The organism is Duganella sp. AC917 (genome assembly GCF_979258245.1).
Map to the genome: position 1 here is coordinate 2,944,685 of NZ_OZ409848.1, position 22,756 is coordinate 2,967,440.

Annotated in this window: 19 protein-coding genes; 8 read left to right on the plus strand and 11 right to left on the minus strand. The window is 62.3% G+C overall.

What is annotated here, in order from left to right:
* Positions 1–27 precede the first annotated feature (27 nt).
* The 5 genes from carB to ACZ0BA_RS12695 form a co-directional block, all read right to left on the minus strand.
* Positions 28–3,258 carry a carbamoyl-phosphate synthase large subunit gene (gene carB / locus ACZ0BA_RS12675; protein ID WP_463451623.1) on the minus strand — a complete coding sequence of 1,077 codons (3,231 nt, stop codon included), beginning with the start codon at positions 3,256–3,258 and terminating at the stop codon, positions 28–30.
* Complete coding sequence (carA, locus tag ACZ0BA_RS12680; RefSeq protein ID WP_463451624.1) at positions 3,259–4,422, minus strand: glutamine-hydrolyzing carbamoyl-phosphate synthase small subunit; 1,164 nt, start codon at positions 4,420–4,422, stop codon at positions 3,259–3,261. It abuts the gene before it with no gap.
* A 256-nt stretch (positions 4,423–4,678) separates the two neighbouring features.
* The gene (locus ACZ0BA_RS12685; RefSeq protein ID WP_463451625.1) at positions 4,679–5,095 is read right to left on the minus strand and encodes a type II toxin-antitoxin system HicB family antitoxin; all 417 of its coding nucleotides are present in this window, start codon (positions 5,093–5,095) and stop codon (positions 4,679–4,681) included.
* Between the two features lie 425 nt (positions 5,096–5,520).
* Positions 5,521–5,931 (minus strand): GlcG/HbpS family heme-binding protein, encoded by a 411-nt coding sequence (locus ACZ0BA_RS12690; RefSeq protein WP_463451626.1) that lies wholly within the window; start codon positions 5,929–5,931, stop codon positions 5,521–5,523.
* Positions 5,932–5,977: 46 nt separating this feature from the next.
* Positions 5,978–6,898: a patatin-like phospholipase family protein gene (locus ACZ0BA_RS12695; RefSeq protein WP_463451627.1), complete on the minus strand. Its 921-nt coding sequence runs from the start codon at positions 6,896–6,898 to the stop codon at positions 5,978–5,980.
* Between the two features lie 158 nt (positions 6,899–7,056).
* Between ACZ0BA_RS12695 and ACZ0BA_RS12700 the strand changes: the two genes are divergently transcribed.
* Positions 7,057–10,374, plus strand: a complete 3,318-nt coding sequence (locus ACZ0BA_RS12700) for a discoidin domain-containing protein (RefSeq protein WP_463451628.1) — start codon at positions 7,057–7,059, stop codon at positions 10,372–10,374.
* A gap of 49 nt (positions 10,375–10,423) precedes the next feature.
* Here ACZ0BA_RS12700 and ACZ0BA_RS12705 read toward each other — a convergent pair whose 3' ends face one another.
* Positions 10,424–11,203 carry an alpha/beta fold hydrolase gene (locus tag ACZ0BA_RS12705; RefSeq protein ID WP_463451629.1) on the minus strand — a complete coding sequence of 260 codons (780 nt, stop codon included), beginning with the start codon at positions 11,201–11,203 and terminating at the stop codon, positions 10,424–10,426.
* A gap of 74 nt (positions 11,204–11,277) precedes the next feature.
* On the opposite strand from ACZ0BA_RS12705, the gene ACZ0BA_RS12710 reads away from it, so the two are divergent.
* Together ACZ0BA_RS12710 and ACZ0BA_RS12715 are read left to right on the plus strand one after the other, a co-directional pair.
* Positions 11,278–12,597, plus strand: a complete 1,320-nt coding sequence (locus ACZ0BA_RS12710) for a M24 family metallopeptidase (RefSeq protein ID WP_463451630.1) — start codon at positions 11,278–11,280, stop codon at positions 12,595–12,597.
* Positions 12,598–12,756: 159 nt separating this feature from the next.
* Entirely contained in the window at positions 12,757–13,287 is a 531-nt protein-coding gene (locus ACZ0BA_RS12715) for a phasin family protein (RefSeq protein WP_463451631.1), read from the plus strand.
* A 69-nt stretch (positions 13,288–13,356) separates the two neighbouring features.
* Here ACZ0BA_RS12715 and ACZ0BA_RS12720 read toward each other — a convergent pair whose 3' ends face one another.
* A complete protein-coding gene (locus tag ACZ0BA_RS12720) occupies positions 13,357–14,019 on the minus strand; it encodes a glutathione S-transferase family protein (RefSeq protein ID WP_463451632.1) in 663 nt (220 codons plus the stop codon).
* Between the two features lie 168 nt (positions 14,020–14,187).
* On the opposite strand from ACZ0BA_RS12720, the gene ACZ0BA_RS12725 reads away from it, so the two are divergent.
* From ACZ0BA_RS12725 to ACZ0BA_RS12745, 5 genes are all read left to right on the plus strand, one after another.
* Positions 14,188–14,982 (plus strand): MipA/OmpV family protein, encoded by a 795-nt coding sequence (locus tag ACZ0BA_RS12725; protein WP_463451633.1) that lies wholly within the window; start codon positions 14,188–14,190, stop codon positions 14,980–14,982.
* Between the two features lie 50 nt (positions 14,983–15,032).
* Positions 15,033–15,908, plus strand: coding sequence for a lysostaphin resistance A-like protein (locus ACZ0BA_RS12730; RefSeq protein WP_463451634.1), 876 nt, complete (start codon positions 15,033–15,035; stop codon positions 15,906–15,908).
* Between the two features lie 110 nt (positions 15,909–16,018).
* Positions 16,019–16,360: a YkvA family protein gene (locus ACZ0BA_RS12735; RefSeq protein ID WP_463451635.1), complete on the plus strand. Its 342-nt coding sequence runs from the start codon at positions 16,019–16,021 to the stop codon at positions 16,358–16,360.
* A 130-nt stretch (positions 16,361–16,490) separates the two neighbouring features.
* Positions 16,491–16,787, plus strand: coding sequence for a hypothetical protein (locus ACZ0BA_RS12740; RefSeq protein WP_463451636.1), 297 nt, complete (start codon positions 16,491–16,493; stop codon positions 16,785–16,787).
* 184 nt (positions 16,788–16,971) lie between these two features.
* Positions 16,972–18,855, plus strand: a complete 1,884-nt coding sequence (locus ACZ0BA_RS12745; protein ID WP_463451637.1) for an AI-2E family transporter — start codon at positions 16,972–16,974, stop codon at positions 18,853–18,855.
* 276 nt (positions 18,856–19,131) lie between these two features.
* Here the strand turns inward: ACZ0BA_RS12745 and phoR are convergent, their stop codons facing one another.
* The 4 genes from phoR to pstB are packed head-to-tail and all read right to left on the minus strand — an operon-like array spanning position 19,132 to position 22,718.
* Entirely contained in the window at positions 19,132–20,445 is a 1,314-nt protein-coding gene (gene phoR, locus ACZ0BA_RS12750; protein ID WP_463451638.1) for a phosphate regulon sensor histidine kinase PhoR, read from the minus strand.
* 22 nt (positions 20,446–20,467) lie between these two features.
* Entirely contained in the window at positions 20,468–21,157 is a 690-nt protein-coding gene (locus ACZ0BA_RS12755; protein ID WP_315401530.1) for a response regulator, read from the minus strand.
* 8 nt (positions 21,158–21,165) lie between these two features.
* Positions 21,166–21,882: a phosphate signaling complex protein PhoU gene (phoU, locus tag ACZ0BA_RS12760; protein WP_090320873.1), complete on the minus strand. Its 717-nt coding sequence runs from the start codon at positions 21,880–21,882 to the stop codon at positions 21,166–21,168.
* Between the two features lie 32 nt (positions 21,883–21,914).
* Positions 21,915–22,718 carry a phosphate ABC transporter ATP-binding protein PstB gene (gene pstB / locus ACZ0BA_RS12765; RefSeq protein ID WP_463451639.1) on the minus strand — a complete coding sequence of 268 codons (804 nt, stop codon included), beginning with the start codon at positions 22,716–22,718 and terminating at the stop codon, positions 21,915–21,917.
* Between the last annotated feature and the right edge of the window lie 38 nt (positions 22,719–22,756).

The window sequence follows — 22,756 nt, forward strand, 5'->3', positions numbered from 1 at the left end:
TCTGTGGTTCAAAAGTACTGCTAAGCCTTAGTGTAAGGTTTTATGCAGCCCTTGTAAATCGTACACTTGCAGTTCGTCCAAATGACGAATGCCCTCGACCGCCGCTTCGGCGCCGGCGATGGTGGTGTACGTCGTCACGCGCGAGGCCAGCGACGAAGTGCGGATCGCGCGCGAGTCGGTGATGGCGTTGCGCTTCTCTTCGACGGTGTTGATCACCAGGACGATCTCGTGGTTCTTGATCATGTCGACGATGTGCGGACGGCCCTCGACCACCTTGTTGACGGCGGTGACCGGAATGCCCGCCGCCGAGATCACGGCGGCGGTGCCCTTGGTGGCCACCAGCGAGAAGCCGATTTCCACCAGGTCGCGCGCCACTTTCACAGCGCGCGGCTTGTCGGACGATTTCACCGACAGGAACACCTTGCCCGACTTCGGCAGCTTGACGCCGGCGCCCATCTGCGATTTGACGAATGCCTCGCCGAAGGTTTTACCGACACCCATCACTTCGCCGGTCGATTTCATCTCCGGTCCGAGGATGGTGTCGACGCCGGGGAATTTCACGAACGGGAACACGGCTTCCTTGACGCTGAAGTAAGGCGGCACGACTTCGGTCGTGATGCCCTGCTGCGCCAGGGTCTGGCCGACCATGCAGCGCGCCGCGATCTTGGCCAGCTGCAGGCCGGTCGCCTTGGACACGAATGGCACCGTGCGCGAGGCGCGCGGATTCACTTCGAGCACGTAGACCACGTCCTTCGATACGCCATCCACGTCCTGCTTCTGGATCGCGAACTGCACGTTCATCAGGCCGACCACGTTCAGGCCCTTGGCCATCAGCGAGGTTTGACGCTTCAGTTCATCGATGGTGTCCTGCGCCAGCGAATACGGTGGCAGCGAGCACGCCGAGTCGCCCGAGTGGACGCCGGCCTGTTCGATGTGTTCCATCACGCCGCCGATGAAGGTGGTCTCGCCGTCGGAGATGCAATCGACGTCGCACTCGATGGCGTCGTTCAGGAAGCGGTCCAGCAGCACAGGCGAATCGTGCGATACCTTGACCGCTTCGCGCATGTAGCGTTCCAGGTCGCGCTGCTCGTGGACGATCTCCATCGCGCGTCCGCCCAGCACGTACGAAGGACGCACCACCAGCGGATAGCCGATTTCCTGCGCCAGCGCCAGGGCGTCGGCCTCGGTGCGCGCGGTGCGGTTAGGCGGCTGGCGCAGATCGAGCTTTTGCAGCATCTTCTGGAAACGCTCGCGGTCTTCGGCGGCGTCGATCATGTCCGGCGAGGTGCCGACGATCGGCACGCCATTCGCTTCCAGGTCGAGCGCCAGCTTCAAAGGCGTCTGGCCGCCGTACTGCACGATCACGCCGACCGGTTTTTCCAGGTCGACGATTTCCAGCACGTCTTCCAGGGTCAGCGACTCGAAGTACAGACGGTCGGAGGTATCGTAGTCGGTCGACACGGTCTCCGGATTGCAGTTGACCATGATGGTCTCGTAGCCGTCTTCGCGCATCGCCAGCGCCGCGTGCACGCAGCAGTAGTCGAATTCGATACCCTGGCCGATACGGTTAGGACCACCGCCCAGCACCATGATCTTCTTCTTGTCGGTCGGATTGGACTCGCACTCTTCATCGTAGGTCGAGTACATGTACGCGGTGTTGGTCGAGAACTCGGCCGCGCAGGTATCGACGCGCTTGTACACCGGACGGATGTTGAGCTCATGGCGACGGGCGCGCACGGCCTTGGCATCGGTCTGCAGCAGGAAGGCCAGACGGCGGTCCGAGAAGCCTTTTTGCTTCAGCTTGTACAGCACGGTCTTGTCCAGCTGTTCCAGCTTCTGCGTGTCCATCCACAGTTCCAGGTCGACGATTTCTTTAATCTGGATCAGGAACCATGGATCGATCTTGGTCAGCTGGTGTACTTCTTCCAAGGTGAAGCCTTGTGCGAACGCGTCGCCCACGTACCAGATACGCTCCGGACCCGGCTCGCCGAGTTCCTCTTCGATCTTCTCGCGGTCCTTGGTTTTCTCGTTCAGGCCATCGACACCGACTTCCAGGCCGCGCAAGGCTTTCTGGAACGATTCCTGGAAGGTGCGGCCGATCGCCATCACTTCGCCGACGGATTTCATCTGCGTGGTCAGGTGGTGGTCGGCGGTCGGGAACTTCTCGAACGTGAAGCGCGGGATCTTGGTCACGACGTAGTCGATCGAAGGCTCGAACGAGGCAGGGGTGGCGCCGCCGGTGATCTCGTTGCGCAGTTCGTCCAAGGTGAAGCCGACAGCCAGCTTGGCCGCCACCTTGGCGATCGGGAAGCCGGTGGCCTTGGAGGCCAGTGCCGACGAACGCGATACGCGCGGATTCATTTCGATGACGATCATGCGGCCGTCGGCCGGGTTGATCGAGAACTGCACGTTCGAACCGCCGGTGTCGACGCCGATCTCACGCAGCACCGCCAGCGAGGCGTTGCGCATGATCTGGTATTCCTTGTCGGTCAGCGTTTGCGCCGGCGCCACGGTGATCGAGTCGCCGGTGTGCACGCCCATCGGGTCCAGGTTTTCGATCGAGCAGATGATGATGCAGTTGTCCGCCTTGTCGCGCACCACTTCCATCTCGTACTCTTTCCAGCCCAGCAGCGATTCTTCGATCAGCAGCTCGTTGGTCGGCGATGCTTCCAGGCCGCGTTTGCAGATCGCCTCGAATTCTTCTTCGTTGTAGGCGATACCGCCGCCGCTGCCGCCCATCGTGAACGACGGACGGATGATGGTCGGGAAGCCGACGTCGCGCTGCACGGCCCACGCCTCGTCCAGCGAGTGGGCGACGCCCGAGCGCGCCGAGCCCAAGCCGATCTTGGTCATCGCGTCCTTGAACTTGGAGCGGTCTTCGGCCTTGTCGATGGCTTCCGGCGTGGCGCCGATCAGCTCGACCTTGTACTTGTCCAGGATGCCGTGGCGATGCAGGTCCAGCGCGCAGTTCAGCGCCGTCTGCCCGCCCATCGTCGGCAGGATCGCGTCCGGCTTTTCCTTGGCGATGATCTTCTCGACGACTTGCCACGTGATCGGCTCGATGTAGGTCACATCGGCCATTTCAGGATCGGTCATGATGGTCGCCGGATTGCTGTTGACCAGAATGACTTTGTAGCCTTCTTCGCGCAGGGCCTTGCAGGCCTGGGCGCCGGAATAATCGAACTCGCAAGCCTGGCCGATAATGATCGGACCAGCGCCAATAATCAGAATACTTTTTATGTCTATACGTTTAGGCATTTACTTTTTCTCCGTTGCTTCCATCATGTCGATGAAGCGGTCAAACAGGTAAGCGACGTCAGTCGGGCCGGGCGACGCTTCAGGGTGGCCCTGGAAGCAGAACGCCGGTTTGTCGGTGCGGGCGAAGCCCTGCAGCGAGCCGTCGAACAACGAGCTATGGGTTACGCGGGTGTTGGCTGGCAAGGTCGCGGCGTCCACGGCGAAACCGTGGTTCTGCGAGGTGATCATCACCTTCTTGCTGTCCAGGTCCTGCACCGGGTGGTTGGCGCCGTGGTGGCCGAACTTCATCTTCAACGTTTTCGCGCCGGAGGCCAGTGCCATGATCTGGTGACCGAGGCAGATGCCGAATACCGGGATGCCTTTGTCGATCAGTTCCTTGGTGGCCTGGATCGCGTAATCGCACGGCTCGGGATCGCCAGGACCGTTCGACAGGAACACGCCGTCCGGGTTCAGCGCCAGCGCGTCGGCGGCGGTGGCTTGCGCGGGCAGCACGGTCACTTTGCAGCCGCGTTGTACCAGCATGCGCAGGATGTTGCGCTTGACGCCGTAGTCGTAGGCGACCACGTGGAATTTGGGCTCCGCCACTTTGCCGTAGCCTTCGCCCAGTTCCCATTCCGCTTCGGTAAACTCATAGGCGGTCTTGGTCGAGACGACTTTGGCCAAATCCATGCCGGCCAGGCCGGGGAAGGAACGGGCCAGTTCCAGCGCTTGCGCGGTGGACGGCTCGTTGCCCTGCGTGCCGACCAGGATGGCGCCGGATTGTGCGCCTTTTTCGCGCAGGATGCGGGTCAGTTTGCGGGTATCGATACCGGCGATGGCGACGATGTTCTCGGCCTTCAGGTAATCGGCCAGCGACTGGGTGGAGCGGAAGTTCGACGCCAACAGCGGCAGGTCACGGATGATTAGGCCGGCCGCATGGACTTTCGAGGACTCGACGTCTTCTGGATTGACGCCGGTGTTGCCGATGTGTGGATACGTCAAGGTGACGATCTGGCGGCAATAGCTGGGATCGGTCAGGATTTCCTGATAGCCGGTCATGGAGGTGTTAAAGACGACTTCCCCGGTGGTGTGGCCGGCGGCGCCGATTGAAAAACCTTTGAAAATGGTTCCGTCAGCGAGGGCCAATATGGCTGGAACGGCGGGGCCAGAAAAAAATGGCGGCAAGGGTAACTCCTGATAAAGTTACCGTAGCAGCGCCACGTCAGACGACCGTCGTGCATCCCCCACCGTCGCAGGCCGGGGTAGAAGGTCAGATTGAATATGGATGAGTGGTGGTCGGCTACGGTAGAGGTGAGATTGGCTAAACCTTTGAATTATAACCAAATCCGCCCTGCTTGGCAATGGAGAGCCGGCGAAACAGGGGCAAAATTTTCCGCCTCGATCAGCGCATTTATTTCGTTGCAAGATCGGCGTCAGCGATTCATCGCGCGGCTGGCGCCCTGCTCTTCTGTGCCGGCTGCAAAGGCCGCCCCCGCCTGCGCCCGATGTATTCGGCGATCGCAACGCTCAGCAATTGATTAATACTGCATTCGTCGATCCGCGCCAGCTGCGCGACGTCCTGATGCAGCCCACCCGGAATGCGCAAGGCGATGCGTCCGCTATAGACAGGCGGCTCGACCGGCTCGGCGATCACAACGCCGCTGGCCACCGCCGCTTCGATCCATGAGGTGGCTGCCGCGTCGAAATTTCGCAGCGCTTCCTCGGCTGTATCACCCTCAGCTATGCACCCTGGAAACTCTTGAACGGTCACGGTGTAGCCGCCGTCCCCATCTGGCAGCATATTTCGGACATAAGGACGGGCCAGAACCGCAGAGATTTCTTCATCACTAATCTTCATCAATATCCCCTTGCATGTAGGCTTCCCAAACGGCCACATCTTTCAACAATGACTTAATGATACTTTTCGCCGTCCCGACACGTACATCCACGGCGTGCCTTGGAATACTTAATGGAAACGGTAGCTTGGGCTGCACGTTGCGGACATAGGTCGGCTCCTTTCCCCGAATGGACAGCGCTCGCCCAAGTTCTTGAGCAAGCCCGGCCAATACGCTAGCCTTGATGGCACTGGGCGAACGATTTAACTCCAACAACGTTCTTTTAATCTTAGCCAGATGGTTGGGTGTGATGACATCGCGGCGATATCGCAGGCAATATCACATTATAGGCATGCGAATTACATGCTGGCGCGATTCTCCAATAAAAAATGCCGCTTGGCATTGAGCCAAACGGCATTCCTACGTCGCTGCGGGCGCAAAACCCAGCTTAAATCAGTGCTGCGATGCCGGCTTTGGCGACCTGCGCGTCTTCCGCCGATTTCACGCCCGAGACGCCCACGGCGCCGATGATGTGGCCGTCGACGATGATCGGCACGCCGCCTTCGAGCATGCCGTCGGTCTGCGGAGCCGGCGCGCTCAGGAACGAGACGCGGCCGTTGTTGATCATATCTTCGTAAATCTTCGATTCGCGGCGACCCAGCGCCGACACGCGCGCCTTGGCCGGGGCGATGTGCGACGACAGCGGCGCGGCGCCGTCCTGGCGTTGCAGCCACAGCAAGTGGCCACCGTCGTCGACGATGGCGATCACGACCGCCCATTTGTTGGCGACAGCCTCAGCCTCGGCGGCGGCGGCGATTTTCTTGACGTCGGCAAGCGACAGATATGGTTTGGTTTGCATGGTCTTCCTTCAAGTCTTCTTTATTATTGAACGGTCATTGTAAAGCCTACGGTTTGCGCCGCGCCTCGAGCTTCTGTTTGATCTGCGGCATGGCCAGCGCGGCCGCCTGCTCGCCCGCCAGGATGGCCTGGTTGCGGCCGGCGAAGTCGTTGCCGGCCATTTTGCCCAGACTCGGCGCGATGACGATATCGGCGTCCTTCAATTCATACTGGTTGATACGCTGACCCATGATGCTGAAGGTCTGCATGATCACGTCCACCGAGCTGACGGTCGCCTGCACGTCCGCCTGCGTGGAGATATTAACGGCGATGACGAAGTCCGCGCCCATGTCGCGCGCGAAGCGCACCGGCACCGGTGCCACCAAGCCGCCGTCGACATACGAGCGGCCGCTGATCGTCACCGGCTGGAACACGCCCGGCACCGACGACGATGCCCGCACCGCCATACCGGTATTCCCGCGTTGGAAAAGAATCGGCTGGCCGGTCTTCAAATCCGTCGCCACCGCGCCGAACGGCACCTTGAGCTTTTCCAGCGGCTGGTTGTTGACGGCCTTGTTGACGTAGGCCTGCAGCGCCTCGCCCTTCAACACGCCGGTGCTTTTGCCGAACAACGGCATGGCCCAGTCGGAGATTGCCGCTTCGTCCATGTCGAAGGCGAGTTTTTGCAGCTGGAAGCCGGTGTTCCCGGCCGCATACAGCGCACCGACCACGCTGCCAGCACTGGTGCCCACGACGATGTCCGGGTAAATGCCCTGCGCCTCAAGCGCCTTGATCACGCCGATATGCGCGAAGCCGCGCGCGGCGCCCCCGCCCAGCGCCAGGCCGATCTTGATCTTGCGCGGCGGTAGTGGCTCCGGCACGGCGATCGGCTGCACCGGCGTGTCGATGACTGGTGCTGTTTTGCAGCCGACGATGGCGGTTGCGGCAAAGGTGGCTAAAGCGGCAAGGGTAAGACGGCGTAGTTGCATGTGTTGGTGTAGTGTCTATAGTGGCTGATTTCGCGCAGCAGATTGTAACTGAATAGGCCCGCACGACGCCAAACGCGCACGCTTTTGACTGAAGGCCGCATGTAAATTGGCTGAATTGCTTGATAAACTCGGGCAACACTCGTTTCGCAAGGCACTCCATGCTCCGTACCCTCGCCCTGGCCCTCCTTTGCCTTTCCCTCTGCGCCCACGGCTTCCTGCAGGCGGCCGAAACGCGCGACCTGTCCGGCGAGTGGCGTTTCGCCATGGACCGCAACGACGAGGGTGTGAGCCAGTCCTGGTTTACCCGCGACCTCAAGGACGGCATCGCCCTCCCCGGCATCCTGCAGGCGCAGGGCTACGGCGACGACATCACCGCCAAAACGCCATGGGTGCTGTCGTTGTACGATAAGAACTGGGACCAGCGCGACGACTACAAAACCCACACCACCGCCGGCAACGTGAAAGTCCCGTTCCTGTCGCAGCCGCCCAAGCACTATTTGGGCGCCGCCTGGTACCAGCGCGACATCGACGTTCCCGCCGGCTGGCGCGGCAAGCGCGTCGCCTTGTTCCTTGAACGTCCGCGCTGGGGATCGACCTTGTGGATCGACGAGCGCAAGGTCGGCAGCAATCTCAGTCTGGTGGCGGAACACGAATACGATCTGGGCCTGCTGGCGCCGGGACGGCATCGCATTTCCGTCCGCGTCGATAACCGCATGCTGATGGCGTACCGGCCCGACGCCCACAGCGTCTCCGATTCACTCGGCATGAGCTGGAACGGCATCGTCGGCAAAATGGAATTGCGCGCCACCTCGCCGGTATGGCTCGACAATGTCCAGGTCTATCCGGATGTGAAAAACAAAACCGCGCGCGTCAACATCATCATCGGCAACGCCGGCGGCCGCGCCGGCAGCGGCACCGTCACGGCCAATGGCGTTGCGCACAAAGTCAAATGGAGCGCGCAAGGCGGCAGCGCCGAGATCAACGTGCGCTTCCCGTCCAACACGCAAACCTGGGACGAATTCACGCCCGCGCTGCAAAACATCCGCCTTCAACTCAGGGGTGCCGGCGCCGCCGACACGCGCGACGTCAGCTTCGGCTTCGCGCAGATCGCCGCCAGGGGCAATGAGTTCCGGCTGAACGGGCGCACGCTGTTTTTGCGCGGCACCCATCACGGCGGCGATTTTCCGCTGACCGGCTATCCGCCGACCGACGTCGCCTACTGGCGCAAAATCATCCAGATCAACAAGGACTGGGGCATCAACCACATACGCTTCCATTCCTTCTGCCCGCCCGAAGCGGCGTTCCAGGCGGCCGATGAACTGGGCGTGTACCTGCAACCGGAACCGGGCATGTGGAACGAAATTTCGCCCGGCACCGCGATGGACAAGATGCTGTACGAGGAGACCGAACGCATGATCAAGGCGTACGGCAATCATCCATCCTTCATTCTGCTCAGCCCCGCCAACGAACCGAAAGGCCGATGGAAGGAATCCTTCGACGTCTGGATCGCCCACTACCGCAAGGCCGATCCGCGCCGGCTCTACTCCAACGGCACCGGGCACACTGAAAAAGAAATACCCGGCCTGGCCGACGGCACCGATTTCCTGTCGATGCAGCGTATCGGCCCCAAGCCGCTGCGCGGCGACAAGGGCTGGTTCGGCCGCGATTACGGCGCTTCGCTGGCCGGCGTCAACGTGCCGGTGGTCTCGCACGAAACTGGCCAGTGGGCGGCCTATCCCGACTACGACATCATTCGCAAATTCAGGGGCTATCTGCGCCCCGGGAATTATGAGATCTTCCGCGACTCGCTGGCGCGCCACGGCATGGCCGCCCGCAACAAGGACTTCGCCTGGGCCTCGGGCAAATTCCAGGTGCAGGCCTACAAGGAGGAGATCGAAGCGAACCTGCGCACGCCGGGTCTGATGGGCTATCAGTTACTCGACCTGCACGACTATCTGGGCCAGGGCACGGCGCTGGTCGGCATCCTGGACACGTTCTGGGAGCCCAAAGGCTATGCGACCGCCGAGGAATTCCGGCGCTTCAACGGCCAGACCGTGCCGCTGGCGCGCCTGCTCAAGCGCACCTACGGCACCGACGAAACGCTGACGGCGGACGTGGAGATCGCCCATTTCGGCGCCGTCGCGCTGACCGACGCGCAGCCCTGGTGGAAGCTGATCGACGCCACCGGCCGCGTCGCCGCCAGCGGAGAATTCGCACGCCGGACGATCGAGATCGGCAAGAACATCCCGCTCGGGCAAATCCGGCTGCCGCTGGCGCAGCTGAAGGCGCCGCAGGCATACCGGCTGGTGGTCGGCGTCGGCGCGGCCACCGATCCCTTGGCTGAAAACGACTGGAACATCTGGCTCTACCCGTCGACAATCAGCGCGCCGGAACCGGCCGACGTACTGGTGACGCACAGCTGGCCGGCCGCCGAAGCGGCCCTTGCGACGGGCGGCAAGGTGCTGTTCCTGCCGCTGGCGCCGGATCTGGACTGGAGCGGCCCGCCGCTCGACAGCGTGCCGGTGTTCTGGAACCGCCTGATGAACCCTGCGTGGAGCCGCACGCTTGGCGTCTGGATCGACAACAAGCATCCGGCGCTGACGCAGTTCCCCACCGACCGCTTCAACGACTGGCAATGGTCGGAACTGATCAAGGGCACGCGCACCATCAATCTGGACAAGCTGCCGCCCGCGCTGCAGCCGATCGTGCAACCGGTCGATGACTGGAACCGCAACTTCAAACTGGGCCTGCTGCTGGAGGCGAAGGTCGGCAACGGCCGGCTGATGGTCGCAAGCCCGGACCTGGAAAACAATCTGGATAAGCGCATCGTCGCGCGCCAGCTGCGCAAATCGGTGCTCGACTACATGGCCAGCGACAGCTTCAACCCGCAGACAGCCATCGGCGCCGCCGACTTCCGCAAGGCGCTGTTCGACACGCTGGTGATGAAAAAGCTGGGCGCCACGGCCAGCGGCGGCAACAACCCGGCCAACGCCATCGACGGCGACCCGAACACTTTCTGGACCGCCGGCACGCAAGCGGCGCCGCGCACGCCGCAAACGCTCACGCTCAGCTTCCCGGCCCCGGCCTCGTTCTCCGGCCTGCTGCTGATGCCGCGCCAGAACCACCGCGACCACGAGGGCGACGTGCGCGAGTACCTGATCGAGAACAGCAACGACGGCGACACCTGGCAAGAGCTCAAAAGAGGAACGCTGGTGTCGACGTACGACCAACAACGCATCGAATTCGGCAGGAACGTCAGCGCACGCCAGCTGCGTTTTACCGCGCTCAGTGGCTTCGGCAGCGACAACACGGCCGCCATCGCCGAACTGGCGGTGCTCTACACCGGCGCCGCGCTACCCGAAAACAGCGGCGGCGTGACCTATCAGCGGGTGCGCTCGGCATCGAGCGACATCGACGAGAACATCGCCCCGGCACAAGAAGCACGCCCAGCCAAAAAACCACGTAGGACGGATTAGGCGGAACGCCGTAATCCGCCATCGGCGAGCCGCCGACAACACTTAACCACTACGCCAGACAAGCCTCAATCGACAGCTCCAGCAGCGGGAAATGCCCGGTCGGCAGCGTTCGTACGACGGCCTGCGGGAACACGCTCTGCCAGATCGGCCCATCGACCGCCGGGTCGATCATCGGATCGAACTCGCCAAACAGCACCGACACCGGCCCCGCATACGGGCTGCGCACCGGCACCGGGGCGCTGGCGGAAAAATCGTCCGACGTCGCCACCGACGAGGGCCCGTCGAACACGCCCGGCTGCTGCAGCAGATAGGCGAACACCTGCGGCTCGTCCCCCGAGTTCGGACCGAAGTACAACGACGGCACGTTCGGCAGCAGCCACAAAGCGCCCATCACGTCCCAGAACCGCGCGCGGCCCGGCGAAGCCTCGTAGTCCGCCAGCGCCGCCACCAGCTTGCCGGCGTTGGCATCCCCGGCGTGCAGCGCCAGGCCGTGGCGCGCCAGCCGCAACGCCGCCCCTTCCGGATCGAAGGTCGGCGCCAGCAGCACGATGCGGGCGATACATTCCGGCATCTGGCGCGCCAGGTGCACCGCCAGATGGGCGCCGAAGGAGCTGGCCATGATCGTCATCGGCCCGCCCAGCATGTCGACGCTGAGCCGGAACTCGGCCACGGTGGCGGCCAGCAAATCCTGATACGGGCGCGTGGCGCACGAGACGGCCGACGGCTGCTGCCACCAGTGCACGTTGTCGGCATCCGGATAGCGCTGGCGCTCGAACGCGGTGCCGAGACCCGGCCCGCCATGCAAATAGAATATCGTGGGTGCCTGCACTCGGTGATCCTCCAGGTTGGTCAGTTGGTATGCAAATCGTTGACTTCATTGTAATCTGCCGTCAACATCTGAGCATGAAAAAATATATCCTGGCACTCGCCCTCCCCCTGCTCCTGTCCACCGCCTGCCACGCCGCCGTGCTTTCGCCGCGCGACCAGGCCACCGTCGTCAACGAACTGCTGGCCGACCGGCTGGACAATCTGCTGCCCGGAATGATGGAGCAGACCGGCATCGACATGTGGGTGCTGGTCTCGCGCGAGTACAACGAGGACCCGGTGCTCAAGACCATGCTGCCGGCCGAGTGGCTCAACGCCCGCCGCCGAACGATCATTGTGTTCCACCGCGATCCGGTCAAGAAAACGGTGGAAAAGCTGGCCGTGGCGCGCTATGCGGTCGGCAAGCGCATCGCCGCCGCCTGGGACATGAAAAAATTCCCGGACCAGTGGGACGCGCTGGCGGACATCGTCAAGACGCGTAATCCCAGCAAGATAGCGTTGAACACGTCGCGCCATTTCGGCCACGCCGACGGCATCGACCATACCGACTACGTGGAACTGCTGCAAGCGCTGCCGACGGCATACCAGCAAAAGGTCGTCTCGGCCGAGCCACTGGCGATCCGCTGGCTCGAAACGCGCAGCGAGCGCGAAATGCAGATCTATCCGCAACTGGTCAACGCCACCCACAAGATCATCGACGAAGGCTTTTCCGAGCGCGTCATCACGCCGGGCATCACCACCACCGACGACGTGGTGTGGTGGTTCCGCCAGAAGATCCGCGATCTGGGTTACGACACCTGGTTCCACCCGTCGGTCGAGATCCAGCGCAGCGGCAAAGGCCTGGCCGATCCGACCGTGATCGTGCCGGGCGACCTGCTGCACGTCGATATCGGCATCACTTATCTGCGGCTGAACACCGACGTGCAGCAACACGCGTATGTGCTCAAGCCGGGCGAGAACGCCCCGCCGGCGGCGCTGACACAGGCCTTTGCCCAGGCCAACCGGCTGCAGGACATCCTGCTGGCGCAATTCAAGGCCGGGCGCAGCGGCAACCAGATGCTGGCCGGCGCGCTGTCGCAAGCGCGCGCCGAGGGCATCAAACCGACCATCTACAGCCATCCGCTGGGCTATCACGGCCACGCCGCCGGCGCGGCCATCGGCATGTGGGACATGCAGAACGGCGTGCCGGGCAGCGGCGACGAGGCGCTGCGCCACCGCACCGCCTACTCGATAGAACTGAGCGCGGCGTCGGTTGTACAGGGCTGGCCGGCGCCGGTCAATATCATGTTGGAAGAGGACGCGTTCTTCGACGAGGCGGGCATTCGCTACCTCGACGGCCGGCAAAAAAACATGTATTTGATCCCGCGCGCCAGTGGCGGCGCGGCTTTCGCCAATTGAATACCGTATAGCATTTATTGGCTGGACAAAACGAACAGTGCCGACAGGCTCTGGTGTGTCAAATTTCCTCCACACCTGAGAGAATATCGCATCCGGCGTCCGGCCAAAGCGCCTGTGTCGTCTCACATTTTGGCCGCTATTTTGGATGAGGAGATCAACATGAATTCGTTTGTGGAAACCGTTTCGCCAGCAGCAAAAAATCACATCGAAGCACGTATCGCGTACTTTAACGATGTGTCGCTTGCCATGGTGCAGACAATGCGCGAACTTGCAGAAGTGAACCTGCAATTCAGCCGCAGCTGGATGCAGGATTCCACGCAAATGCTGCAAACGGCAATGCTGACGCCACCTACCGAGCGCACCGAAACCGGTTCGTCTGTCGAGGCGGTCGCGCAGAAGCTGCAGACCTATCAACAGCAACTGGTCAAGATCACCAGTGACTTCCAGACCACCATCAACCAGGTCGCGCAGCAGCACGTGCCGCAGACGGCGCGTACCGCCACCGAACTGGCCGACGTGGTGACGCAGAAGGCCGCCGCCCAGACCGACCAGCAATTGCGCATGCAGAAAGCCGCCGGCAAGGAAATCCTCGACCAGGCGACCCAATTCGCGCAGGTCGCTGCGCAGAACAGCGCGATGCAGCAGCCGGCTTCCATGCAAAGCGACGAAAACAAGGGCAACAAGAGCTAAAAGCCGAGACGGCGCCGTCGACGGCTCATGGCGGATTACGCGCTGCGCGCTAATCCGCCCTACCAAACCTTATAAAAACCGGTCCGGAATATCCTGCACGAACGGGTATAACGAGAAATACGGTTTCGACTCCTCCAACACCCTCCTGAACGACGGCCGCATCACCAGCCGCTCGAAATACGCCTGCAACTGGCTGTACTCCTCCGGGAACGGCAATATCGTGCTGGCATAGAACAGCGCCGGCGCCGCCGCGCAGTCGGCCATGCTGAAGTCGTCGCCGCACATCCATACCCTGCTTGTCATGCGCTTCTCGATCATCTTGTAGGCGGTCTTGAGCTTGGTGCGCTCCTTGGTCTGGTCGCACTGCAGGCCCGTCAGATGGCCGTTGACGATGGTCTGCATCGGCTCCTGCACATAGTTATCGAAAAAACGGTCCCACAGTCGCACATCCAGCGCCGCGTCCCAGTCGGCCGGGATCAGCGGTTTCTCGCCCGGGAAATAGCGGTCCAGATACTCGATGATGACCGAGGTCTCCGGCACGTCGCGGGTGCGCTCGTGGTCGCGGATCACCGGGAACTTGCACGGTGGCCACATCGCCTGCAGTTCGGCGCGGTCGCTCTCCTCCCCCAGGTTGATGATGCGCTTGTCGAATTGCGTGCCGTTTTCGTACAGCGCGATCAGCACCTTGTGGCAAAACGAGGCCAGCGGATGGTAGTAAAGGGTCAAAGACATGTCAGCTCCTGGGTGCCGGCATCGCCACGCGATACCTGAGAATTCAGCAAATGATACTTCAGCCAAGCCGATAGCGGCGAACCGTAAATGTTGCCACACTTCAGCCCGTTCCGAGCCGGGCACCCACGCACCGGCGGACCTCGAACCACCACCGAGAGGATAACCATCATGCGCCACGCCCTCAATCTCAAGCTCGCCCTCGCCCTCGCCCTGACCTCCTTGTGCGCCATCGCCGCCAACAGCAACGCCGCCGAGGCACCGGAAGGCGACAGCCTGATGGTTGGCCTGGGCGTGGCCTACGTGCCGGAATACGCCGGCAGCGACGACAGCCGCGTGGTGCCGGTGCCTTTCCTCGAACGCACGTACGCCAACGGCTTCTTCATCAGCACCCGGCGCGGCCTGGGCTATCAAACCAACGTCGGCGCGGTCAACCTGAGCGGCGCGCTGACCTACGGCGGCGCACGCGACGAGCACAAGCGCACCTTCGCCGCCGGGTCCGACGCGCTGCGCGGCATGGGCGAGATCGACGGCGGCTTGCAGGCCGTGCTGACGGCCAGCTACCAGCTCGGCAAGGTCGGCCTGAGCCTGGGCACCACGCAGGCCGTCGGCAAACGCGAGAACGGTTCCACCTATACCCTCGGCGCCTCGATGCCGCTGTACAGCGGCACCAACGACCAGGTCGGCCTGGGCGGCTCGGCGGTCTACGGCGACAACAAGCACATGCAAACCTACTTCGGCGTCACCGGCGCGCAAAGTGTCCGCTCCGGTTATAAGGCGTACCAGGCCAGGTCCGGCTTCGAGACCGTCAGCGCCGCCGTCAGCTGGGACCACGTGATCGACAAGCGCTGGTCGACCCACACCGCCATCGGCTTCACGCATCTGGTGGGCGACGCCGCCGACAGCCCGCTGACCAAGCGCAAAACGACGCCGATGCTGATGACGGGCATCAGCTATAAGTTTTGATTGAGGTTGCCCAGGTGATACTATTGCGCGAAAATTAAACCGTTCGCGCAATGATCTCCGACACCACTTTCATCTCTTATATTCTGCTTGCCGCCGCGATCTGCGCGGCATGGTCCAAACCTGTCTCGCTCGGCCGGACGAGCTTCTCGTCGTGGCTGGCGGTATTTGCCGCGGCGCTCGTGTTCGGCATGGCGGCCGGCGTGCTGCGGGCTCCGGCCGTCGTCGCGCTGGCGGCGCTGGCCGGGTCGGCATATATGACGGCGCGCGCGCCGCAGCAATATGTGCGGGTGATCTTCGGTGTGGTCACAACGGTGCTGGCACTGGCGCTGGCGATCCATAAGCTCCCCGGATTCAACAATGCGGTGGTCATCGACGCGGTCACCATTTCCCCCGGCGCGGCGCCGTTCACGCAGTACGCCAACTTCGACAAGGGCGCGGTCGGCCTTATCCTGCTGGCCTTGCTGTGCAGCCGGGCGCGTACGTGGAGCGAATTCGGCGGCGTGCTCAGGCAATCCCTGCCGGTGCTGCTGGCCACCCTGGTGGCGGTGCTCGGCCTGGCCACGGCCATCGGCGCGGTGCGCCCGGACTTCAAACTGTCGCAATTGACGATGCAATTTATCGCCGTCAATCTGTTCTTCACCGTGGTGGCGGAGGAAGCCTTTTTCCGTGGCTTCCTCCAACACCGGCTGGCGGCGGCGCTGGCGCGCTGGCGTTACGGCAAATGGATTGCGTTGGTCTGCTCGGCGCTGCTGTTCGGTCTGGTCCACCTGCCAGGCGGCGCGCCGTATGCGCTGCTGGCCACGGTCGCCGGCTTCGGCTATGCCTACGCTTACCACGCCACCCAGCGCATCGAGGCGCCGATTTTCCTGCACATCGCCCTCAACGCCGCCCATTTCATCGCCTTCACCTATCCCGCGCTACGCTGAATGCGCGGGTAATACGCGGCCGCCGTTCTCTACTGTTTTGAGCTTTCCGTCCGCGCACGCTACACTGGCTGTCAACAAGCAGTTCAACGTGCGCTTCAGGGAGAACAGATATGGCCAAGACCGAGTACGCGTCGGAGTATTCCGATGCCGGCTTCTGGAACAAGGTAAAGGGGCAGGCGAAAAACGCCGGCCGCAAAGTGCTCGAACAGGCGCTGAAAATGTACTACTCGGCCACCGATCCGGATACCCCACGCTGGGCCAAGACCACCATCTATGGCGCGCTGGGTTACTTCATCTCGCCGATCGACGCGATCCCGGATCTGCTGCCGGCCATCGGTTACACCGACGATATCGGCGTGCTGATCGCGGCCGCCGCCGCCGTGGCCGTCTACATCAAGGACGAGCACGTGCAGAAGGCGCGCGAGACGCTGCAACAGTGGTTCGGCGACTAGCTATTTAGGAGTGTAGAGGCTGCGCAAATCGTCGCAATGCGAGGTGTTGCGCGGCCAAGAGTTAGGCTACAATTGGCTTCACTTGAATTTGTTCACCGCGTTTCAAACCCCCTGTTGCAAGGAGCACGACATGAGTCCAGAGCACGACAGACGTCAAAGCCGCCCGGCCGAAACTTCAGAGACCGCAGGTTGGCACTCGCTTGAGTTCATCGTTCGGCAAGCGCTGGAAGTCCAACGCGATATCGGCACCGAAAGTGCGGTTGAGTTTCTTCAAAGCATTAACATCAATCCGCAAGTGATCGAGCGCGTGCTGGCGCCCAACGCCAAGCTGCGCGAGGCGGATCAGGTGGCACTGGCCAACTCCGTCACCGTATCGGACCTGCCGATTTCGACGCCGGTCAATTACCTGCGTCGCAGCACCACGTGACCTGTTAGCGCCGATCATGGATGGCGGATGGCGGATGACGCGCTGCGCATTGATCCCCACCCCGGCGCCAACGAGCGGCTTGCATCAAACTACGTAAGAACCATTGACACGCGACACCCCTTAATTTAGGCTCGAAAAGCAGGCTCCACAGGCCCGCGCTTCGCAGATCACTTCAAGGAACACGGTGTCAGATCCCCTTCCCACCCGCGCATTGCCCAACGCCGTCGTCGGCCTGGTCGGAACGGCCGTTGTGCTGGGCCTGCTGTACTTCGGCCGCGACGTCATCATCCCCATCACGCTGGCCTTCATCTTCAGCTTCCTGATCGCGCCGTTCGTGCGCTCGCTGCGCCGCATCGGCCTCGGCCAGACTGCCTCGGTGCTGACCGGCGTGCTGATCGTCGCCGCCGCGCTGGTGATGATCGGCGCGGTGATCATTTCGCAGGTCGGCCGCCTCGGCGCCAGCCTGCCGCAATACCAGGACACCATCGCCGCCAAGGTCGAAGCGCTCGACAGCCTTACGCGCGGCACCATCGGCAGCTTGGGCGGACCGGCCGGCCAACTGATCGAACACTTCACGCAGGAAGGTCCCGGCGCACCACTCGAAGGCCAAAGCGGCCTGCCCGGATCGAGCCGCGCGCCGATCCCGGTTGAAATCCACGAACCCGCGCTCAAGCCCTTGCAGCTACTCGGCAAGATCATCGCCTCGGTCTGGCCGCCGCTGGAAATGGCCGGCATCGTTTTCATCGTGCTGATCTTTGTTTTGCTGGAACACGAATCGCTGCGCGACCGCTTCATCCGCCTGGCCGGCGGCGAGGACTTGCGAGCAACCACCATCGCCGTCAACGACGCCGGCGAGCGGCTATCGCGCTTTTTCATCTCGCAATTCGCCGTCAACGCCTGCACCGGCCTGGCCATCTGGATCGGCCTGAGCGTCATCGGCCTGTCGCAGGCGCTGTTGTGGGGCACGATGGCGGCCGTGTTGCGCTTCATTCCGTATGTGGGCTTCTGGATGGCCGCGTTCTGCGCCACGCTGCTGGCCGCCGCCATCGACCCCGGCTGGTCGCTGGCGCTGATGACGGTCGGCTGGTTCCTGGTGGTCGACATCATCGTCGCCCAAACCATCGAGCCCAAGCTGTACGGCCACACGACCGGGCTGTCGCCGCTGTCGGTGGTGGTGGCGGCAATCTTCTGGAGCGCGATCTGGGGACCGGTCGGCCTGGTGCTGTCGACACCGCTGACCCTTTGCCTGGTGGTGGCCGGCCGCTACATCCGCGCGCTCAAGGTGCTTGAGATTATGTTCGGCGAACTGCCGGCGCTGACGATGCCGCAGAATTTCTACCAGCGCATCCTGTCCGGCGACGCCCACGAAATCGTCGCCAGCGCCAAGCGCTACATGCAGCACAAGTCGCTTGCCGCCTACTGCGACGGCGTGCTGGTGCCGGCGCTGCACCTGGCGCATTTCGACCTGAAGGACAACGCCATCACGCCCGAGGAGGAAGTGAAAGTCAGCGCCGCCGTGATCGCCGTCATCGAAGCGTTGAGCGGCAACCCGAAGTGGTGGAGGAAAAGGAAAACCGTCTCGGCGCTGGCCGGCGTCGGCATCGGCCGCCAGTTGCGCGACAGCCGCATCTCGGCGACCGGCGAGTGGCAAGGATCGTTCGACGTGCCGCCCGGCAGCCTGGTGCTGACGATCGGCCTCGACGGCCAGTTCGACGAGCTGGCCACGGAGATCCTGGTGCGTGTGCTGCGCGAGCAAAAGATCGACGCTCGCAGCATGAGCATGGAAGATCTGGATGAACCGGCGCCACCGGAAGCGTCGCCGGAGCTGGTGTCGATCGTGTGCCTGGTCAGCATCGACCCGCTCAACAACCGCGACAAGCTGAAGCTGGCGATACAGAAATTCCGCGAAAGCCTGCCGCATTGCAAACAGTTCGCGGTCTTGTTGCCGAGCCCGTTTGAGAACCCGGATTTACGGGAGTTCACGTTCGAACAGGCCGATCATGTCGCCCATTCGTTCGAGGACGCGCTGCAAAGTTGCGTGAAAGCGTTGGGCGGGCGGGCACCGTAAATCACTTGGTGAGCACACGTCACACGCGGCAAAGCTGTAATGCTTGACACCAAACAATGCCTACCTATTTCACAATGCAACAATTGCCGGAGGGTTTCGATCTTGCGGCACGAACGGTCAAAGCATTCGGCGACGCTAACAGGCTCCGCGCAGAACTGAAAGCTCAGCGTGTGGACTTTAACGCCTTGCCCCCTGAGCTTCAAGAGGCATTCACTACGGCACGCACGACCGGCAACGCAGAGCGGATCAATTCAGTGTAGTCGGCCATGTCCAGCCCTAGTTGAGCATCAACTCCGGCTGGCGCTGCACAGTAGCCGTCTTCGGCAGGCAAACGATGAAGCTGCTGCCCTTGCCGGCTTCCGATTTGATCTGCAAGGTGCTGCCGTGGCGCAGCAGCACGTGCTTGACGATCGCCAGGCCCAGTCCGGTACCCTGCGTCTCGCGCGAGCGGCTCTTGTCGACCCGGTAGAAGCGCTCCGTCAATCGCGAGATGTGCTCGGGGCTGATGCCGATGCCCGTATCCTCAACCTTGAATTTGACGCCGGTATCGAACTCGCGCCAGACCAGGTTGATCCTGCCGCCGGCCGGCGTGTAGCGCACCGCGTTCGACGCCAGATTGCCGAAGGCGCTGTGCAATTCCTCGTAGCTGCCCATGATGTCCGGGCCGTCGAAGTCCATCGTGATCTCGTGCTTGCCGGCCGATAGCGCGCGGGCGTCGCGCAGCACCTGCTCCATCAGCTTGCGCACGTCTACCTGTTCGGGCCGCATCGGATAATCCACCGACTCCAACCGCGACAAGGTCAGCATGTCCTCGATCAGGTGTTGCATGCGGTGGCCCTGCTCCGTCATCAGCTTCAGGTGCGCCGAACGCGTGGCCGCATCCAGCCCCTCCGACGCGGCGATCTCGAGGAAGCCGACGATCACCGTCAGCGGCGTGCGCAACTCGTGCGACGCGTTGGCGATGAAGTCGCGGCGCATCTCTTCGATTCGCTCGGTCTCGGTGGCGTCGTGCGTGACCAGAATCTGGCGGCGGTTTTCAAACGGAATGATATGCACGATCAGCTTGCGCTCGCGGAAGCTGATCGTCAGCGGCTGCTCGTAGCGGCCGAGGATGATGTAATCCATGAAGTCCGGGTTGCGCACCAGATTGGTCACGCGCATGCCCTTGTCGCGCTCGTGCGTCAGGCCCAGATGCTTTTCGGCGGCCGGGTTGCACCATTCCAGGAACAGCACATCGTCCATGATGACCACGCCGTCCGGCAACAGGTGCATGGCCTGGCGGAAGCGCGCCAGCCATTCGGTCAGCTCGGCCTGGTTCTTTTCGTCGTCGCGGCGCATGCGGTACAGGCGCGAGAAGATGTTGGTCCACGCGCCCCAGCCGTCCGGCAGCTTGGCGCTTTGCGGATCGTCCATCCAGTTGCTCAGCTGGTACAGGTAGGACAGCTGGACGAACACCATCACCAGCATCGCCACCAGGGCGACCACCAGGCCGGTCGTCCATCCGAACATCCAGCCCAGCAAGCCACACACCGCCAGAATAAGAGCGGTGCGCAATGCTGCCGGCACCCAGAACACCAGTTTTGGATTCATTTTTGAGACTTAATGATGAAACTTATTTTTCCGAAAGCATGTAGCCTACACTACGCACGGTCTTAATCAAATGCTCCGCTTCCTTCAAGGCCTTGCGCAAGCGCAAAACATGGACGTCGACCGTGCGTTCCTCGATCACGACGTGGTCGCCCCACACCTTGTCGAGCAGCTGGCTGCGCGAAAACACGCGCTCCGGATGCGCCAGCAGGAACTTGAGCAATTTGTATTCGGCATGGCCGATGTCGATCTTCTGCTCGTCCATCGAAACCGTGCAGCTGACCGGGTCAAGCATGACATTGGCGGCGCGCATGGCCGACTGCGCGTGCTCCGGGCTCTTGCGGCGCAACAGTGCCTTGGCGCGCGCCAGCAGCTCGCGCGGCGAGAACGGCTTGGTGACGTAGTCGTCGGCGCCGCTGTTCAGGCCAGCCAACTTGTCCTCTTCCATGCTCTTGGCCGTCAGCATGATCACCGGGATCTCGTTGAACTGGCGGTCCGAGCGGATGCGCGCCAGCAGGCGCAGGCCGGTTTGGTCCGGCAGCATCCAGTCGAGCAGAATCAATTGCGGCGTGCGGGTCTGGATGAAGTCCCAGGCCTCGCCCACGCTTTGCACCGCGCAGCAGTTCCAGCCGGCCTCGCGCAGCGAGAACGTCACCAGTTCGACAATCGCCGGTTCATCTTCTACGATCAATACAGTGGTTTTATCAGATGCCATTTCTTGTTTTACTCGCTTTGCGCCGGAACGTCGTCGGGGATCGGCTGCACGGTTTTGGTGTGACGGATATCCTTGCCTTCAACGACGTAGATAACGTATTCGGCGATGTTCTTGGCGTGATCGCCGATGCGCTCGATCGCCTTGGCGACCCACAGCGTATCGAGCGCGGCCGAGATGGTGCGCGGGTCTTCCATCATGAAAGTGATCAGGTTGCGCATGATCGAACGGAACTCGTGGTCAATCACGGCGTCCTGGGCGATCAGCTGCAACGCCTGCTTGCCGTCGTTGCGGGCGAACGCGTCGAGCGCGTCGTGCAGCATGTCGCTGGTGTTGTTGGCGATGCCGCGCACCATTTCGTAATGGTTGACGGTGACGGCGCCGCGCGCATGCAGGGCTTTCGCGGTGCGGGCGATCTTGGTGGCCTCGTCGCCGATGCGCTCGAGGTCGGTGATGACCTTGATCGTCGCCATGATGGTGCGCAGGTCGTTGGCGGCCGGCTGGCGGCGCACGATCAGGTGGCTGCAGGCGTCGTCGAGCGACACTTCCAGCTGGTTGACGGTGTCGTCCTCGCGCATCACGCGGTCGGCGCGCTCGGGGTTGCCGATGCGGAAGCAGGTCATGGCGTCAAGGAATTGCGTCTCGACGATGCCGCCCATCAGCAATACCTTGGAGCGGATGGCTTCCAGTTCGTTGTCGTACTGTTTGGATGAATGTTCACCGATCATATTCTTCTCCGTATCCGATATTATAAATGCAATCAGCCGAAGCGGCCGGTGATGTAGTCCTGGGTTTCCTTGCGGGCCGGATTCATGAAGATTTGATCGGTCTCACCGAACTCCACCAGTTCGCCCAAGTACATATAGGCGGTGTAGTCCGAGCAACGCGCGGCCTGTTGCATGTTGTGGGTGACGATGGCGATCGTGTAATCCTGCTTCAGTTCGCTGATCAGCTCTTCGACCTTCGAGGTCGAGATCGGGTCCAGCGCCGAGGTCGGCTCATCGAGCAGCAGCACGTCCGGTTTGACAGCGACGCCGCGCGCGATGCACAGGCGCTGCTGCTGGCCGCCCGACAGCGACAGGCCGCTCTTGGTCAGCTTGTCCTTGACCTCGCCCCACAGCGCGGCTTTCTTCAGCGCCCATTCGACGCGCTCGTCCATCTCGCCCTTCGACAGGTCTTCGTACAGACGCACGCCAAAGGCGATGTTGTCGTAGATCGACATCGGGAACGGCGTCGGCTTCTGGAACACCATGCCGACCTTGGCGCGCAACATGTTGACGTCCTGGCCCTCTTCCAGGATGTTGCGGCCGCGGTACATGATCGACCCTTCTGCGCGCTGGCCGGGGTACAGGTCGTACATGCGGTTCAAGGTGCGCAGCAAGGTCGACTTGCCGCAGCCGGACGGGCCGATGAAGGCCGTCACCTGGCGCTCGTGGATGTCCAGGTTGACGTTGGTCAGGCTCTGGGTTTTACCGTAGAAGAAATTCAATCCGGTGATTTCAATGGTCTTGCGCTTGTTGCCGTTCATGGCTGCGGTGTTTTCTGGGCTCAGTTGCGTATTCATGGTCGATCGCTTTTCTAGTGGTCGAAGGGTGTGCCGAT